11 protein-coding genes and 3 rRNA genes are annotated in these 17,456 nt (G+C 68.6%); all 14 read left to right on the forward strand.

The features are described 5' to 3' along the window. Positions 1-133 precede the first annotated feature (133 nt). The 14 genes from argC (at position 134) to rrf (ending at position 17,414) form a co-directional block, all read left to right on the forward strand. The gene (argC, locus tag BN3788_RS02025) at positions 134-1,198 is read left to right on the forward strand and encodes an N-acetyl-gamma-glutamyl-phosphate reductase (protein WP_199824722.1); all 1,065 of its coding nucleotides are present in this window, start codon (positions 134-136) and stop codon (positions 1,196-1,198) included. Next, a complete protein-coding gene (gene argJ / locus BN3788_RS02030) occupies positions 1,195-2,358 on the forward strand; it encodes a bifunctional glutamate N-acetyltransferase/amino-acid acetyltransferase ArgJ (RefSeq protein WP_066582175.1) in 1,164 nt (387 codons plus the stop codon). The genes argC and argJ overlap by 4 nt, the downstream gene beginning before the upstream one ends. Continuing rightward, positions 2,355-3,353 (forward strand): acetylglutamate kinase, encoded by a 999-nt coding sequence (gene argB, locus BN3788_RS02035; RefSeq protein ID WP_066582176.1) that lies wholly within the window; start codon positions 2,355-2,357, stop codon positions 3,351-3,353. Before argJ ends, argB begins: the two co-directional genes overlap by 4 nt. After that, positions 3,350-4,615, forward strand: coding sequence for an acetylornithine transaminase (locus BN3788_RS02040; RefSeq protein WP_066582177.1), 1,266 nt, complete (start codon positions 3,350-3,352; stop codon positions 4,613-4,615). The genes argB and BN3788_RS02040 overlap by 4 nt, the downstream gene beginning before the upstream one ends. A 1-nt stretch (position 4,616) precedes the next feature. Continuing rightward, positions 4,617-5,549, forward strand: a complete 933-nt coding sequence (gene argF / locus BN3788_RS02045) for an ornithine carbamoyltransferase (RefSeq protein WP_066582178.1) — start codon at positions 4,617-4,619, stop codon at positions 5,547-5,549. Continuing rightward, entirely contained in the window at positions 5,546-6,091 is a 546-nt protein-coding gene (locus tag BN3788_RS02050; protein ID WP_066582179.1) for an arginine repressor, read from the forward strand. Before argF ends, BN3788_RS02050 begins: the two co-directional genes overlap by 4 nt. 77 nt (positions 6,092-6,168) lie before the next feature. Then, a complete protein-coding gene (locus BN3788_RS02055) occupies positions 6,169-7,410 on the forward strand; it encodes an argininosuccinate synthase (RefSeq protein WP_066582180.1) in 1,242 nt (413 codons plus the stop codon). Further along, complete coding sequence (argH, locus tag BN3788_RS02060) at positions 7,403-8,827, forward strand: argininosuccinate lyase (RefSeq protein WP_066582181.1); 1,425 nt, start codon at positions 7,403-7,405, stop codon at positions 8,825-8,827. Before BN3788_RS02055 ends, argH begins: the two co-directional genes overlap by 8 nt. A gap of 2 nt (positions 8,828-8,829) precedes the next feature. Next, positions 8,830-9,438, forward strand: coding sequence for a uridine kinase family protein (locus tag BN3788_RS02065; protein ID WP_066582182.1), 609 nt, complete (start codon positions 8,830-8,832; stop codon positions 9,436-9,438). Then, on the forward strand, positions 9,435-10,202 hold the full coding sequence (locus BN3788_RS02070; RefSeq protein ID WP_082812491.1) for a DNA-3-methyladenine glycosylase: 768 nt from the start codon (positions 9,435-9,437) through the stop codon (positions 10,200-10,202). The genes BN3788_RS02065 and BN3788_RS02070 overlap by 4 nt, the downstream gene beginning before the upstream one ends. A gap of 60 nt (positions 10,203-10,262) precedes the next feature. Further along, a complete protein-coding gene (tyrS, locus tag BN3788_RS02075) occupies positions 10,263-11,525 on the forward strand; it encodes a tyrosine--tRNA ligase (protein WP_066582183.1) in 1,263 nt (420 codons plus the stop codon). A gap of 651 nt (positions 11,526-12,176) precedes the next feature. Beyond that, positions 12,177-13,700, forward strand: a 16S ribosomal RNA gene (locus BN3788_RS02080). Between the two features lie 404 nt (positions 13,701-14,104). Further along, positions 14,105-17,219 (forward strand): 23S ribosomal RNA (locus BN3788_RS02085). Positions 17,220-17,297: 78 nt separating this feature from the next. Further along, positions 17,298-17,414: ribosomal RNA gene (gene rrf / locus BN3788_RS02090) — 5S ribosomal RNA — on the forward strand. The 16S, 23S and 5S rRNA genes sit together here, the layout of an rRNA operon. Positions 17,415-17,456 lie beyond the last annotated feature (42 nt).

Raw genomic sequence — 17,456 nt, forward strand, 5'->3', positions numbered from 1 at the left:
GTGCGGGACACGGGCCGTTGGGCGCAGGCCCAGGTCAGGGAGCGGTGGGATAGTGGGATCGCGGTGCTGGGCGACGCTCCAGATGGCGGAATGATCAACGCATCAAACTGCACTCGGGTGTATGTTCATGCACATGACTTTCACCGTTGCCGTCGCCGGTGCCAGCGGCTATGCCGGTGGCGAGATCCTGCGCGTGCTGCTCGGCCACCCCGAGGCGAAGATCGGCGCGCTGACCGCCCACAGCAACGCGGGCACGCTGCTGGGCGCGCACCAGCCGCACCTGCGCAGCCTGGCCGACCGCGTGCTCGCGCCCACCTCCGTGGACGAGCTCACGGGTCACGACGTCGTCGTCCTCGCGCTGCCGCACGGCGCCAGCGGCGAGGTCGCGGCCGCGCTCGCGGAGCGCGGCGACCAGGCGATCGTGCTCGACCTCGGCGCCGACCACCGGCTGACGGACGCGGTGGCGTGGCAGGACTACTACGGCAGCGCGCACGCCGGCACCTGGCCCTACGGCCTGCCCGAGCTGCTGCACGCGGGCGAGCAGACCGCCGCCCAGCAGCGCGCCGAGCTGGCCTCCGCACGGCGCATCGCCGTGCCCGGCTGCAACGTCACGGCCGTGACCCTGGGCCTGCAGCCCGGTGTCGCCGCGGGGCTGATCGAGCCCACCGACGTGGTGGCCGTGCTCGCCAACGGGTACTCCGGCGCCGGCAAGAGCCTCAAGGCGCACCTGCTCGCCAGCGAGGCCCTCGGCAGCGCGCAGCCGTACGCCGTGGGCGGCAGCCACCGGCACATCCCCGAGATCCGGCAGAACCTCACCGTCGCGGGCGCCCCTGACGTGACGATCTCCTTCACCCCGACCCTCGTCCCGATGTCGCGGGGCATCCTCGCCACCGCCACAGCGCGCCTCGTGCCGGGGACCGACCCGGCCGCCGTGCGCCAGGCATGGGAGGCCGCCTACGCCGACGAGCCCTTCGTGCACCTGCTGCCCGAGGGCGAGTGGCCCAGCACGGCAGCCACCCTGGGCGCCAACACGGCGCTGGTCCAGGTCGCTGTCGACGAGCGGGCTGGCCGCGTCGTGACCGTCACGGCCATCGACAACCTGGTCAAGGGGACCGCCGGCGGCGCCGTGCAGTCCCTCAACATCGCGCTCGGGCTGCCCGAGACCACAGGCCTCGCGCTGAACGGAGTCGCGCCGTGACCGTCACCTCCCCCCAGGGCTTCCGGGCCGCGGGCGTCACCGCGGGGCTGAAGGCCTCCGGGCGGCCCGATCTCGCGCTCGTCGTCAACGACGGCCCGCTGCACGTCGCCGCAGGCGTCTTCACCACGAACCGCGTGGTGGCCGCGCCGGTGGTGTGGTCGCGGCAGGCGGTGGCCGACGGCGTCGCGCACGCCGTCGTGCTCAACTCCGGCGGCGCCAACGCCTGCACCGGCCCCGAGGGCTTCGCCGACACGCACCGCACCGCCGAGCACGTCGCGCAGGCGCTGGACACGTCGCCCGGCGACGTCCTGGTGTGCTCCACCGGCCTGATCGGCGAGCGGCTGCCGATGGGCCTGCTGCTGCCCGGGGTCGACGCGGCCGTCGAGGCGCTCAGCCCGGACGGCGGCGACGCCGCGGCCACCGCCATCATGACCACGGACACGGTCGCCAAGACCGTGCACGTCGCGGGGGACGGCTGGTCCGTGGGCGGCATCGCCAAGGGCGCGGGCATGCTGGCGCCCGGGCTGGCGACGATGCTCGTCGTCCTCACCACGGACGCCGTGCTCACGGCCGCGGAGTCGGACGCTGCCCTGCGCGCGGCCACCCGGACCACGTTCGACCGCGTCGACTCCGACGGCTGCATGTCCACGAACGACACGGTGTTGCTGCTCGCCTCGGGCGCCTCGGGCGTGGCGCCTGAGCCCGCCGCGTTCCTCGACGCGCTCGCCCAGGCCTGCGCCGAGCTGGCCCGCGCGCTGGTCGCCGACGCCGAGGGCGCTAGCCACGACATCGCCGTGTCAGTCGTCAACGCGACCACCGAGGACGCCGCCGTCGCGGTGGCCCGCGCGGTCACCCGGTCCAACCTGTTCAAGGCGGCCGTCTTCGGCAACGACCCCAACTGGGGGCGGGTGCTCGCCGCCGCCGGCACCGTGCCCGCCGCCGTCGCGCCCTTCGACGCGGACCTGCTGGACGTCAGCATCAACGGCGTCCAGGTCTGCCGCGCCGGCGGCGTGGGGGAGGATCGAAGCCTCGTCGACCTGGCGTCGGCCCGTGAGGTGCAGGTGCTGGTCGACCTGCACGCCGGCGACGCCAGCGCCACGGTGTGGACCAACGACCTGACCCACGACTACGTGCACGAGAACAGCGCGTACTCCACATGAGCGACCAGAGTGACGAGGATTTCGTGTTCAACACCCGCACCGACCTGCGCGCCGACCAGAAGGCGGAGGTCCTGATCGAGGCGCTGCCCTGGCTGCAGCGCTTCAACGGCGCGCTCGTCGTCGTCAAGTACGGCGGCAACGCCATGATCGACGAGAAGCTCAAGCGGGCCTTCGCCGAGGACATGGTCTTCCTGCACCAGGTGGGCCTGCGCCCGGTGGTGGTGCACGGCGGCGGCCCGCAGATCAACACGATGCTCGACCGCCTCGGCATCGAGAGCGAGTTCCGCGGCGGCTTGCGCGTCACGACGCCCGAGGCGATGGACGTCGTGCGCATGGTGCTCACGGGCCAGGTGTCGCGTGAGCTCGTGGGCCTGCTCAACGCGCACGGCCCGCACGCCGTCGGCCTCTCCGGGGAGGATGGCGGCCTGCTCCAGGCCCGCCGCCGGCACGCCGTGGTGGACGGCCAGCTCGTCGATGTGGGCCTGGTCGGCGATGTCGTCCAGGTCAACCCGTCGGCCGTGCTGGACCTGCTGGACGCCGGGCGGATCCCCGTCGTCTCCACCGTCGCGCCCGACATCGACGACCCCACGCATGTGCTCAACGTCAACGCCGACACGGCTGCCGCGGCGCTCGCGGTCGCCCTCGGCGCGCGCAAGCTGATCGTGCTGACGGACGTGGAGGGCCTGTACACGAGCTGGCCGGACCGCACGTCGCTGGTGCGCCGAATCCGGGCCAGCGAGCTCGCGGACCTGCTGCCCAGCCTCGACGCCGGGATGCGTCCCAAGATGGAGGCCTGCTGGCGCGCCGTCGAGGGCGGGGTCGGCCGGGCGCACGTGATCGACGGCCGTGAGCCGCACTCGATCCTGGTCGAGGTCTTCACCACCGAGGGCATCGGCACGATGGTGCTGCCCGACGACGAGCCCGTCCCGTCCCCGTTCACCGGTCAACTGCCTGTGGTCGGCGTCGACGTGTCACACATCGGAGGAACGCCATGAGCGCCGAGCTCCACCCGCAGGACGCCGGCGCCGCGGCGCTGGTGACGCCCGACTCGGGCGCCCACTGGGCGCAGCGCTACTCAGCCGCGCTGATGGACACGTTCGGCGCCCCGCAGCGGGTGCTCGTGCGCGGCGAGGGCGTGTACGTCTGGGACGCCGACGGCAACCGGTACCTCGACCTGCTCGCGGGCATCGCGGTCAACGCCCTCGGCCACGCGCATCCCACGCTCACCGCGGCGATCTCCGCGCAGCTCGGGACGCTCGGCCACGTGTCGAACTTCTTCGCGACGCCCACGCAGGTGGCGCTCGCCGAGCGGCTGCTCGCCCTCGCCGACGCGCCCGAGGGGTCGCGGGTGTTCTTCGCGAACTCCGGCACGGAGGCGAACGAGGCGCTGATGAAGATGGCGCGCCGCACCGGCCGCCCGCGCGTGCTCGCCCTCGAGGGGTCGTTCCACGGCCGGACCATGGGCGCCCTCGCGCTGACCCACAAGGCCGCCTACCGCGAGCCCTTCGAGCCGCTGCCGTCCGGGGTCGAGTTCCTCCCGTTCGGCGACACCGACGCGTTGGAGGCGGCGTTCGACGACGGCGGCGCGGACATCGCGGCGCTGGTGCTCGAGCCGATCCAGGGGGAGGCGGGCGTGCGCCCGCTGCCGCCCGGCTACCTGGCGTTGGCCCGCAAGCTCACCGCCGAGGCCGGCGCGCTGCTGGCCCTCGACGAGGTGCAGACCGGCATGGGCCGCACTGGCGCGTGGCTCGCACACCAGCACCCGCACCTGGGCGGAGGGATCCGGCCGGACGTCGTGACCCTCGCGAAAGGGCTCGGCGGCGGGTTCCCGATGGGCGCGATCATCGCCTACGGCGAGCACGCCGCGACGCTGCTCGGGCGGGGCCAGCACGGCACCACGTTCGGCGGCAACCCCGTCGCCGCCGCGGCCGGGCTCACCACGATCGGAGTGATCGAGCGTGACGGGCTGCTCGCGCACACCCGCGAGCTGGGCGAGACGTGGCGCGCGGACATCTCCGCGCTCGGCCACCCGCTGGTGGCCGGGGTGCGCGGCGAGGGCCTGCTGATCGCCGTCGAGCTGACCGCCCCCGTGGCCGCGCAGGTCGCCGCCCGGGCGCTCGAGGCCGGCCTCATCGTCAACCCGTGCACCCCCACGACGCTGCGCCTCGCGCCGCCGTTGATCCTCACAGCCGAGCAGGCGGGCCAGTTCACGGCCTTCCTCGCCGGGCTGCCCCACGACCTCGCCCCGGAGGCCTGACATGGCGCGCCACTTCCTGCGCGACGACGACCTCGACCCGCGCGAGCAGCATGAGGTGCTCGAGCTCGGGCTCGCGTTCCGCGACGACCGGTTCTTCCGCACCCCGCTGACGGGGCCGCGCGCCGTCGCCCTTCTCTTCGACAAGCCGTCCACCCGCACCCGGGTGTCGTTCGCCGTGGGCGTCGCCGAGCTCGGTGGCTACCCGATGCTCATCGACGGCGCCAGCTCCCAGCTCGGCCGCGGTGAGCGCGTGGAGGACACCGCCCGCGTGCTGGACCGCCAGTGCGCCGCAATCGTGTGGCGCACGTTCGCCCAGGAGCGGCTCGAGCAGATGGCGTCGGCGTCGGCGGTCCCGGTCGTCAACGCGCTGACGGACGAGTTCCACCCGTGCCAGGTGCTCGCCGACCTCACCACTGTCGCGCAGCTCCGCGGCGGCGGGGACGCGCTGCCCGGCATGACGCTGGCCTACCTGGGCGACGGCGCCAACAACATGGCCAACTCGTACCTGCTGGGCGGTGTCACGGCGGGGCTGCACGTGCGCATCGGCACGCCCGCCGGCTACCAGCCGGACCCTGCCGTGCTCGCCAAGGCCCGGGAGATCGGGGAGACGACGGGCGGATCGGCGCTCGTCACCGCCGACCGGGACGAGGCAGTGGCCCAGGCGGACGTGCTGGCCACCGACACCTGGGTGTCGATGGGACACGAGGCGTCGGCGGAGGCCCGCTCGGAGCCGTTCGCGCCCTTCCAGGTGAACGCCGACGCGCTCGCGCTGGCAGCCCCCGACGCCCTGGTGCTGCACTGCCTGCCGGCGTACCGCGGCAAGGAGATCACCGTCGAGGTCATCGACGGCCCGCAGTCGGCCGTCTGGGACGAGGCCGAGAATCGGTTGCACGCGCAGAAGGCGCTGCTGACCTGGCTGTTGGAGCGATCATGAGCACGGACACCACCGGACCCGCGGCCGAGACTCGCTCGACGGTGCCCCAGACGAAGGCGGCCAGGCATGCGCTCATCACGGCGCTGCTGGCCCGCCGTTCGGTGCACTCGCAGGCCGAGCTCGCCGACGCGTTGGCGGAAGAGGGCGTCTCGGTCACCCAGGCGACCCTCTCGCGCGACCTCGTCGAGCTGCGCGCGGTGAAGATCCGCACGGCCACGGGGGCCCTGGCGTACGCGGTGCCGGCCGAGGGCGGGGACCGCACGCCCTTGCTCGCCGACTCCGAGGCCCTCGCGGCGCGGCTGGCACGGCTGTGCGCCGAGCTGCTCGTCACCGCGGAGGCGTCCGGGAACGTCGTGGTGCTGCGCACACCGCCCGGCGCGGCGCAGTTCCTCGCCTCGGCGATCGACCACTCGATCCTGCCCGCCATCCTGGGCACGATCGCGGGCGACGACACGGTGCTCGTGATCGCCCGCGAGACCGAGAACGGCGCCGACGGGGCCGCCCTCGCCGCGCGCTTCCTGAGCCTGGCCTCGGACGGCTGACCCCGTCGCCTCGACTTCCCGGCGCCCCGCGCCGGCTGCACACCTGAACAGTTCCCTGCGATGAGAAGAGACATTCCATGACTGAGCGCGTCGTCCTCGCCTACTCCGGCGGCCTGGACACCTCCGTGGGCATCGGTTGGATCGCCGAGGCCACCGGCGCCGAGGTGATCGCCGTGGCGGTCGACGTCGGCCAGGGCGGTGAGGACCTCGAGGTCATCCGTCAGCGTGCGCTGGACTGCGGCGCCGTCGAGGCCTACGTGGCCGACGCCCGCGACGAGTTCGCCACCGAGTACTGCATGCCGGCCCTCAAGGCCAACGGCATGTACCTCGACCGCTACCCCCTGGTGTCCGCGATCTCCCGCCCGGTGATCGTCAAGCACCTGGTGCGCGCCGCCCGCCAGTTCGGCGCGACGACCGTCGCGCACGGCTGCACCGGCAAGGGCAACGACCAGGTCCGCTTCGAGGTGGGCATCACCTCGCTGGCGCCCGACCTGACATGCCTCGCGCCGGTGCGGGACCTCGCGCTGACCCGCGACAAGGCCATCGACTTCGCGACGAAGCACTCGCTGCCGATCGAGACCACCAAGCACAACCCCTTCTCGATCGACCAGAACGTGTGGGGCCGCGCGGTGGAGACCGGGTTCCTCGAGGACATCTGGAACGCGCCGACCAAGGACGTCTACACCTACACCGACGACCCGACGTTCCCGCCGGTCGCCGACGAGGTCGTCATCACGTTCGAGCAGGGCGTGCCCGTCGCGCTCGACGGCGTGCCGGTCACCCCGCTGCAGGCCATCCAGGAGATGAACCGCCGGGCCGGCGCGCAGGGCGTGGGCCGCATCGACATCGTCGAGGACCGCCTGGTGGGCATCAAGTCCCGCGAGGTCTACGAGGCGCCGGGCGCCATCGCGCTGATCGCCGCGCACCAGGAGCTCGAGAACGTCACCGTCGAGCGCGAGCAGGCCCGGTTCAAGAAGGGCGTCGAGCAGCGCTGGTCCGAGCTGGTCTACGACGGCCAGTGGTTCTCGCCGCTCAAGCGCTCCCTTGACGTGTTCGTCGAGGACACCCAGCGGTACGTCTCGGGCGACATCCGCATGGTGCTGCACGGCGGCCGCGCGACGGTCACGGGCCGGCGCAGCGACGCGAGCCTGTACGACTTCAACCTGGCGACCTACGACACGGGCGACACGTTCGACCAGTCGGCGGCGAAGGGCTTCATCGAGATCTACGGCCTGACGTCCAAGCTGTCGGCCGCGCGCGACGTGCGGTTCGGCAACGCCGAGGACCTGGGCGCCGCGGGCGGGATCACCGGTGCCTGAGAGCCCGGCCGACGGCACGCGGGTGAGCCTGTGGGGCGGCCGGTTCGCCGGCGGCCCCGCGGACGCGCTCGCGGCGCTGTCGAAGTCGACGCACTTCGACTGGCGCCTTGCCGGCCATGACATCGCCGGGTCGGTCGCCCATGCCCGGGTGCTGCACGCCGCGGGCCTGCTCGACGACGCCGAGCTCGCGGGCATGGTCGACGCCCTGGGCCGGCTGCGCGCGGACGTCGCCTCGGGGGCCTTCGGGCCGGCCGAGGACGACGAGGACGTGCACACTGCCCTCGAGCGCGGCCTGATCGAGCGCGCGGGGGCGGAGCTCGGCGGCAAGCTGCGCGCCGGGCGCTCGCGCAACGACCAGATCGCCACGCTCGTGCGGATGTACCTGCGCGAGCAGGCCCGCGCGCTGGGCGGCCTGGTGCTCGACGTCGTCGACGCGCTCATCGCGCAGGCCGACGCGGCGGGGGACGCGGCCATGCCCGGTCGCACGCACCCGCAGCACGCCCAGCCGGTGCTGCTGGCCCACCACCTGCTGGCGCATGCGTGGCCGCTGTTGCGCGACGTCGAGCGCTGGACGGACTGGGACGCGCGCGCCGCGGTCTCGCCCTACGGCTCGGGCGCCCTGGCGGGCTCGTCGCTGGGCCTGGACCCGGCGGCGGTGGCAGCCGACCTGGGCTTCGGCGCGCCGGTGGAGAACTCGATCGACGGCACCGCCGCGCGCGACGTGGTCGCCGAGTTCGCCTTCGTGGCGGCCATGACGGGCATCGACCTGTCCCGGTTCGCCGAGGAGGTCGTGATCTGGGCGACCAAGGAGTTCGGCTTCATCCGCTTGGACGACGCCTACTCCACCGGGTCGAGCATCATGCCCCAGAAGAAGAACCCCGACGTGGCCGAGCTGGCGCGCGGCAAGGCCGGACGCCTGGTGGGGGACCTCACGGGGCTGCTCACCACGCTCAAGGGGCTTCCGCTCGCGTACAACCGCGACCTGCAGGAGGACAAGGAGCCTGTGTTCGACCAGGTCGACACCCTCGCCGTCCTGCTGCCGGCGTTCGCGGGCATGACGGCGACGCTCACGTTCGACACCGAGCGGATGGCGGCGCTCGCGCCGCAGGGCTTCTCGCTGGCCACGGACATCGCCGAGTGGCTCGTGCGCGAGGGCGTGCCGTTCCGGGTGGCCCATGAGGTCGCGGGGGCCTGCGTGCGGGTGTGCGAGGAGCGCGGCATCGAGCTGTGGGACCTGTCCGATGACGACCTGGCCGCCATCTCGCCGCATCTGACCCCCGCGGTCCGCTCGGTGCTGACAGTCGAGGGCTCGCTCGCGTCCCGGTCGGCTCACGGTGGCACGGCGCCCGTCCGGGTGGCCGAGCAGCTCGAGCGCGCCCGCGCGCGCGCCACGGAACTGCGCGCCTGGACGTCGTAGGCATGGTCGACGCCCAGCCCGCGGGGGGCGCTGGAGGAGGGGACGCGGCGGCACTGGTGGCCGCCCGCGTCCTCTCCGCGCGTCCCCGGCTGGGGCCCGTGCGCCTGGTGTGCGTCGACGGCCCGGCGGGCTCGGGCAAGTCGACGTTCGCCCGGGCGCTCGCGGAGGCGCTGCGATCCCAGGGAACCCCGGCGGCGGTGATCGGCCTGGACGACCTCTATGAGGGGTGGTCGGGGCTGTCGGGGAGCCTGTGGCCCCGTCTCGGCGCGCAGGTCCTCGAGCCGTTGCGGCGCGGGCGCCCGGGGCGCTTCCAGCGCTACGACTGGGCGGCCGAGGGCTTCGCGGAGTGGGTCGACGTCCCCGTCCCGGCCGTGCTGGTGCTAGAGGGATGCGGGTCGGCGCGGCGCGCGGCGGACCCCGACGCGGTGCTGCGGGTATGGGTCGAGGCGCCGGCGGGCCTACGCCTGTCCCGCGGCCTGGAGCGCGACGGGGTGGGGATGCGTGAGCACTGGGTGGAGTGGATGGCCGAGGAGGCCGAGCACTTCGCGCAGGAGCGGACCCGCGAGCGGGCTGACGTCCGCCTCGACGCGTACGGCAAGATGTCGACATGAGCAGTGGCCCGACGGTCGGGGACGCGGACGGCGCAGCGGCGCCCGTCAGCCCGTCCCGCCTGCCGCTCGGCCCCTCCGTCGGCGGCCCCCGAGGCCCCGCTCCCGCACGCGTCTGGTACGCCCGGGAGGCCCTCGCCGTCGCGCGCGACCTGCTCGGCGCCTACCTCACGACCCGGTCCGCCGAGGGCGATGTCACGCTCCGCATCACCGAGGTGGAGGCCTACGAGGGAGCCGAGGACCCGGCCTCGCACGCGTTCCGAGGCCGGACGGCGCGGAACGCCACGATGTTCGCCGAGCCCGGACGGCTGTACGTGTACCGCCACCTGGGCCTGCATCACTGCGTGAACGTGGTGACCCGGCCGAGCGGGGAGCCCGCGGCCGTGCTGCTGCGCGCTGGCGAGGTCGTCGCGGGCGCCGAGCTCGCCCGTGAGCGCCGCCTGCGCGCCGGAGTCGTCGACTCCGACCGGCAGCTCGCCCGGGGGCCTGCGCGCCTCGCCGTCGCCCTCGGGCTGGACCTCGCGGCCAACGGCGCCGACATCACCGAGCCCGAGGGCGCCATCGTGCTGCACCGGCACGAGGCCGCCGTCGCCGCGCCGCACATCGCCACCGGCGCACGGGTCGGCGTCGGAGGCCCCGGCGCGGACGTGAGCCGGTTCCCCTGGCGCCTGTGGCTGGCCGACGAGCGCACCGTCTCCGCCTACCGCCCCGGCTATCGCCCGCCGGCGTCGGGGAGCAGCCCGCACCGCGGGACGACGTCGGCCTGAGACAGCCACCAGTAGGAACATGAACCTCGGGGGACCTGCCCCCGACAGAGGAGAACAGCTGTGACGCACATCCTTGACGAGCTCGCCTGGCGCGGGCTCGTCGCCCAGAGCACCGACCTCGACGCGCTCCGCGCGGCGCTCGACGAGCAGCCGGTCCGTCTCTACTGCGGGTTCGACCCCACCGCGCCGAGCCTGCACATCGGCAACCTCGTGCAGATCCTCACCGTCCGCCGGCTGCAGATGGCCGGCCACATCCCCTTCGCCCTCGTGGGCGGCGCCACCGGCCTCATCGGCGACCCCAAGATGACGGGGGAGCGCACCCTCAACGCGCCCGAGGTCGTCGCCGGCTGGGTCGACCGGATCCGCCGCCAGATCGAGCCGCTGCTCGACTTCGAGGGCCCGGCTGCGGCGACGATGGTCAACAACCTCGACTGGACCGCGCCGATGTCGGCCATCGACTTCCTGCGGGATGTCGGCAAGCACTACCGCCTGGGCACGATGCTGGCCAAGGACACCGTGGCCCGCCGCCTCAACAGCGACCAGGGCATCAGCTTCACCGAGTTCAGCTACCAGGTGCTGCAGGGGATGGACTACCTCGAGCTGTACCGCCGCCACGGGGTGAGCCTCGAGACGGGCGGCAGCGACCAGTGGGGCAACCTGCTCTCAGGTGTGGAGCTCATCCGCAAGGCCGAGGGCGTCGCGGTGCACGCCCTCACCACCCCGCTGATCACCAAGGCCGACGGGACCAAATTCGGCAAGACGGAGAGCGGGACCGTCTGGCTCGACCCCGAGCTCACCTCGCCGTACGCCTTCTACCAGTTCTGGCTCAACACTGACGACGCCGACGTGGCGGGCTACCTCAAGGTCTTCACGTTCCTCAGCCGCGAGGAGATCGAGGAGCTCGAGCGGGCGGTCGACGAACGACCCGCGGCCCGTGAGGCGCAGCGCGCACTGGCCCACCACGTGACGTCGTTGGTGCACGGCGCCGCGGCGACCGACCAGGTGGTGGCCGCCAGCCAGGCGCTGTTCGGCCGTGGCGACCTCGAGGCGCTCGACGTCGCCGTGCTCGGCGCCGCGGTGGCCGAGCTCCCGACGGCCCAGGGCAAGGTGGGTCAGCCGTTGGTGGACTTGTTCGCCGCGACGGGCATCGCTGCCAGCAAGGGCGCTGCGCGCCGGGCCTTCGCCGAGGGCGGCGCGTCGGTGAACAACGTGAAGGTGACCGACGAGTCCGCAGTCCTGGCGGCCGACCAGCTCCTGCACGGCCGCTGGGCGCTGCTGCGTCGGGGCAAGCGCACGCTCGCGGTCGTCGACGTCCAGGCCTGACAGTCGCCGTGCACCGCATCGCACCTGGTCAGTGCGGTGCACGGCGCTGTGGTCGGCATCACGTGCCAGCCAAGTTGACGCCTCCGAGGGCCGCGCGTAATGTTCTGGACGTCGCCCTGCCAGGGAGGAACGGACACCGAGGATTGAACCTCGGAGGCCGGTCCCCGGGGGAGCGGCCACCCCCAGCAGCAGACAGACAGCGTCTTCGGGCGCTGGGTCAGCATGCGGGGACGGAGAGCATCGGCCAGCCGCTTCGAGCGGTCGGAGCCGGTGAGAATCTCCGGTAGAGTGAAGACATCGCCTGAGGGAAGACGCCCCCACGGCCGCCGAGAGGTGGTCAGGGAGCGGGAAGAACTCGGGTAGCATTGAATAGCTGCCTCACGAGGGCCTGAAAGGGCCTGACGGGATGAGCGTCTGTTCCTTGAGAACTCAACAGTGTGCCAAGTAGTCGATGCCAAGATGGTTCATCGTCTGGTGGTTCCCCGCTTTTCGGTGGGGGGTTGCTGGTTGGTGAGTCTTGGTTGACTGAGTGTGTCGTCCACCCCGTGGGTGGCATGCTCGAATCAGCCGAATTAACTGGTCCTGCTTTCGAGTGGGGCTGTTTCGTGTGTCGGTTTCCTTGCCGCTTCGGTGGCAGGGTGCCATGAGACATCTACGGAGAGTTTGATTCTGGCTCAGGACGAACGCTGGCGGCGTGCTTAACACATGCAAGTCGAACGGTGATGACAGGGCTTGCCTTGTCTGATCAGTGGCGAACGGGTGAGTAACACGTGAGTAACCTGCCCTTGACTCTGGAATAACCGCGGGAAACGGCGGCTAATACCGGATACGAGACGCACAGGCATCTGTAGCGTCTGGAAAGATTTATCGGTCAAGGATGGGCTCGCGGCCTATCAGCTTGTTGGTGGGGTGAAGGCCTACCAAGGCGACGACGGGTAGCCGGCCTGAGAGGGCGACCGGCCACACTGGGACTGAGATACGGCCCAGACTCCTACGGGAGGCAGCAGTGGGGAATATTGCGCAATGGGCGCAAGCCTGATGCAGCGACGCCGCGTGAGGGATGACGGCCTTCGGGTTGTAAACCTCTTTCAGCAGGGAAGAGGCGAAAGGGGCGGTACCTGCGGAAGAAGCGCCGGCTAACTACGTGCCAGCAGCCGCGGTAGTACGTAGGGCGCAAGCGTTGTCCGGAATTATTGGACGTAAAGAGCTCGTAGGGGGGTTGTCGCGTCTGCTGTGAAAACCTGAGGCGCACCCTCGGGCTTGCAGTGGGTACGGGCAGACTAGAGTGCGGTAGGGGTGACTGGAATTCCTGGTGTAGCGGTGGAATGCGCAGATATCAGGAGGAACACCGATGGCGAAGGCAGGTCACTGGGCCGCAACTGACGCTGAGGAGCGAAAGCATGGGGAGCGAACAGGATTAGATACCCTGGTAGTCCATGCCGTAAACGTTGGGCACTAGGTGTGGGGCTCATTCCACGAGTTCCGTGCCGCAGCAAACGCATTAAGTGCCCCGCCTGGGGAGTACGGCCGCAAGGCTAAAACTCAAAGAAATTGACGGGGGCCCGCACAAGCGGCGGAGCATGCGGATTAATTCGATGCAACGCGAAGAACCTTACCAAGGCTTGACATACACCGGAAAAGTGCAGAGATGTGCTCCCCGCAAGGTCGGTGTACAGGTGGTGCATGGTTGTCGTCAGCTCGTGTCGTGAGATGTTGGGTTAAGTCCCGCAACGAGCGCAACCCTCGTCCTATGTTGCCAGCGGGTCATGCCGGGGACTCATAGGAGACTGCCGGGGTCAACTCGGAGGAAGGTGGGGATGACGTCAAATCATCATGCCCCTTATGTCTTGGGCTTCACGCATGCTACAATGGCCGGTACAAAGGGCTGCGATACCGCGAGGTGGAGCGAATCCCAAAAAGCCGGTCTCAGTTCGGATTGGGGTCTGCAACTCGACCCCATGAAGTCGGAGTCGCTAGTAATCGCAGATCAGCAACGCTGCGGTGAATACGTTCCCGGGCCTTGTACACACCGCCCGTCAAGTCACGAAAGTCGGTAACACCCGAAGCCGGTGGCCCAACTCGCAAGAGGGGGAGCCGTCGAAGGTGGGACTGGCGATTGGGACTAAGTCGTAACAAGGTAGCCGTACCGGAAGGTGCGGCTGGATCACCTCCTTTCTAAGGAGCATCTGGCCAGGTCTCTTCGGGGGCCGGGTCCAGGCCCATGTCCCTGGCCGAACGAGCCGGGGGTGGAGCTCAAGGGTGGAACATCGACTATGGCCGGCCGCGATGCGGCCTCCTTCTAGTACGTCCCGGGCTTGCCCGGTTCTGGAACGCGGGGGGTCGTGTGAGGGGTGGGCTTGGCGCACTGTTGGGTCCTGAGGGAACAGCCGGAAGGTTGTTGTCTCGGGTTGCCCCGCTGGCTCGTCTTCGGATGGGTTGCGGTGGGGTGGCTGGATACGGGTCCGTGTGATCGGTCGAACCGCCCAGGTGTTCTTGGGCAGGCGCCGGTGTCAGCACGGGGATCGTTCGTAGCTTGAGAACTGCACAGTGGACGCGAGCATCTTTGTAGAAATTATTGTGGTCAAGTTTTTAAGGGCACAGGGTGGATGCCTTGGCACTAGGAGCCGATGAAGGACGTAGTAGCCTGCGATAAGCCTCGGGGAGTTGGCAAACGAACCGTGATCCGAGGATCTCCGAATGGGGAAACCCCGCTGGAGTCATGTCCAGTGACCCGCACCTGAATATATAGGGTGTGTGGAGGGAACGTCGGGAAGTGAAACATCTCAGTACCGACAGGAAGAGATATTCCGTGAGTAGTGGCGAGCGAAAGCGGATCAGGCCAAACCGTATGCGTGTGATAGCCGGCAGGCGTTGCGTGTGCGGGGTTGTGGGACCTTTCAGCTGGTTCTGCCGAATCAGCAGGGAGTCAGAAAGCCGCGTTATAGTCGAAGGGCATTGAAAGGCCCGGCACAGAGGGTGTGACCCCCGTAGACGAAATGACGCGGCCTCCCGAAGGGGATCCCAAGTAGCACGGGGCCCGAGAAATCCCGTGTGAATCCGGCAAGACCACTTGCTAAGCCTAAATACTACCTAGTGACCGATAGCGGACAAGTACCGTGAGGGAAAGGTGAAAAGTACCCCGGGAGGGGAGTGAAATAGTACCTGAAACCGTGTGCCTACAATCCGTTGGAGCCTCCCTAGCAGGGGTGACAGCGTGCCTTTTGAAGAATGAGCCTGCGAGTTAGTGGTACGTGGCGAGGTTAACCCGTGTGGGGAAGCCGTAGCGAAAGCGAGTCCGAATAGGGCGATTCAGTCGCGTGCTCTAGACCCGAAGCGAAGTGATCTAGCCATGGGCAGGTTGAAGCGCGGGTAAGACCGCGTGGAGGACCGAACCCACTTGGGTTGAAAACCGAGGGGATGACCTGTGGTTAGGGGTGAAAGGCCAATCAAACTTCGTGATAGCTGGTTCTCCCCGAAATGCATTTAGGTGCAGCGTCACGTGTTTCTTACCGGAGGTAGAGCTACTGGATAGCCGATGGGCCCCACAAGGTTACTGACGTTAGCCAAACTCCGAATGCCGGTAAGTGAGAGCGTGGCAGTGAGACTGCGGGGGATAAGCTCCGTAGTCGAGAGGGAAACAGCCCAGACCACCAGCTAAGGCCCCTAAGCGTATGCTAAGTGGGAAAGGATGTGGAGTTGCACAGACAACCAGGAGGTTGGCTTAGAAGCAGCCACCCTTGAAAGAGTGCGTAATAGCTCACTGGTCAAGTGATTCCGCGCCGACAATGTAGCGGGGCTCAAGCATACCGCCGAAGCTGTGGCATTCACACAATAGCTCAGCCCCCTTGTGGGGTTCAGGCGTGTGGATGGGTAGGGGAGCGTCGTGTGGCGAGTGAAGTCGCGGGGTGACCCAGCGGTGGACGCCACACGAGTGAGAATGCAGGCATGAGTAGCGAAAGACGGGTGAGAAACCCGTCCGCCGAATGACCAAGGGTTCCAGGGCCAGGCTAATCCGCCCTGGGTAAGTCGGGACCTAAGGCGAGGCCGACAGGCGTAGTCGATGGACAACGGGTTGATATTCCCGTACCGGCGAAGAACCGCCCATACCGACCCCGGTGATGCTAAGCGCCCGAAGCCGTCCATCGTCCCTTCGGGGACACCGGGCGGGGGAGCGCGCGACCCGAGCCGGCAGTAGGTAAGCGCATTAACAGGGGTGACGCAGGAAGGTAGCCCAGCGTGGCGATGGTAGTCCACGTCCAAGGTTGTAGGGCGAGAGGTAGGCAAATCCGCCTCTCACATAGCCTGAGAACTGATGGTGACCGCGAATGCGGGATGATTGGGTGATCCTATGCTGCCAAGAAAAGCCTCGGCGCGAGGTTCTAGCCGCCCGTACCCTAAACCGACTCAGGTGGTCAGGTAGAGAATACTAAGGCGATCGAGAGAATCGTGGTTAAGGAACTCGGCAAAATGCCCCCGTAACTTCGGGAGAAGGGGGGCCCGAAGCGTGATCCCACTTGCTGGGGGAGCGTGGACGGCCGCAGAGACCAGGGGAAAGCGACTGTTTACTAAAAACACAGGTCCGTGCGAAGTCGCAAGACGATGTATACGGACTGACGCCTGCCCGGTGCTGGAAGGTTAAGAGGACGGGTCAGCCGCAAGGCGAAGCTCAGAATTTAAGCCCCAGTAAACGGCGGTGGTAACTATAACCATCCTAAGGTAGCGAAATTCCTTGTCGGGTAAGTTCCGACCTGCACGAATGGCGTAACGACTTTCCCGCTGTCTCAACCGCGAACTCGGCGAAATTGCACTACGAGTAAAGATGCTCGTTACGCGCAGCAGGACGGAAAGACCCCGGGACCTTTACTATAGCTTGGTATTGGTGTTCGGTGCGGCTTGTGTAGGATAGGTGGGAGACTGTGAAGCCGGCACGCCAGTGTCGGTGGAGTCAACGTTGAAATACCACTCTGGTCGCTCTGGATATCTAACCTCGGTCCGTCATCCGGACCAGGGACAGTGCCTGGTGGGTAGTTTAACTGGGGCGGTTGCCTCCTAAAATGTAACGGAGGCGCTCAAAGGTTCCCTCAGCCTGGTTGGCAATCAGGTGTCGAGTGCAAGTGCACAAGGGAGCTTGACTGTGAGACTGACAGGTCGAGCAGGGACGAAAGTCGGAACTAGTGATCCGGCGGTGGCTTGTGGAAGCGCCGTCGCTCAACGGATAAAAGGTACCCCGGGGATAACAGGCTGATCTTGCCCAAGAGTCCATATCGACGGCATGGTTTGGCACCTCGATGTCGGCTCGTCGCATCCTGGGGCTGGAGTAGGTCCCAAGGGTTGGGCTGTTCGCCCATTAAAGCGGTACGCGAGCTGGGTTTAGAACGTCGTGAGACAGTTCGGTCCCTATCCGCTGCGCGCGCAGGAAACTTGAGAAGGGCTGTCCCTAGTACGAGAGGACCGGGACGGACGAACCTCTGGTGTGCCAGTTGTTCCGCCAGGAGCACGGCTGGTTGGCTACGTTCGGAAGGGATAACCGCTGAAAGCATCTAAGCGGGAAGCCTGCTTCAAGATGAGGTTTCCATGGGGACTAGTGCCCCGAGAGGCTCCCAGCTAGACCACTGGGTAGATAGGCCGGATGTGGAAGGCAGGACGAAAGACTGCTGGAGCTGACCGGTACTAATAAGCCGATGACTTCACCACACTACATTGCTACGCGTCCACTGTGCGGTTCCCGAGATACGAACGGGAATCATCCCGAGATTCATATCTCCATAGAGTTACGGCGGTCATAGCGAGGGGGAAACGCCCGGTCCCATTCCGAACCCGGAAGCTAAGCCCCTCTGCGCCGATGGTACTGCACTCGCCAGGGTGTGGGAGAGTAGGTCGCCGCCGGAACATCATTCAGAAAGAGCCACCCCTATGGGGTGGCTCTTTCTG

The organism is Cellulomonas timonensis, from assembly GCF_900046455.1.
GTDB classification, from domain to species: Bacteria; Actinomycetota; Actinomycetes; order Actinomycetales; family Cellulomonadaceae; genus Cellulomonas_A; species Cellulomonas_A timonensis.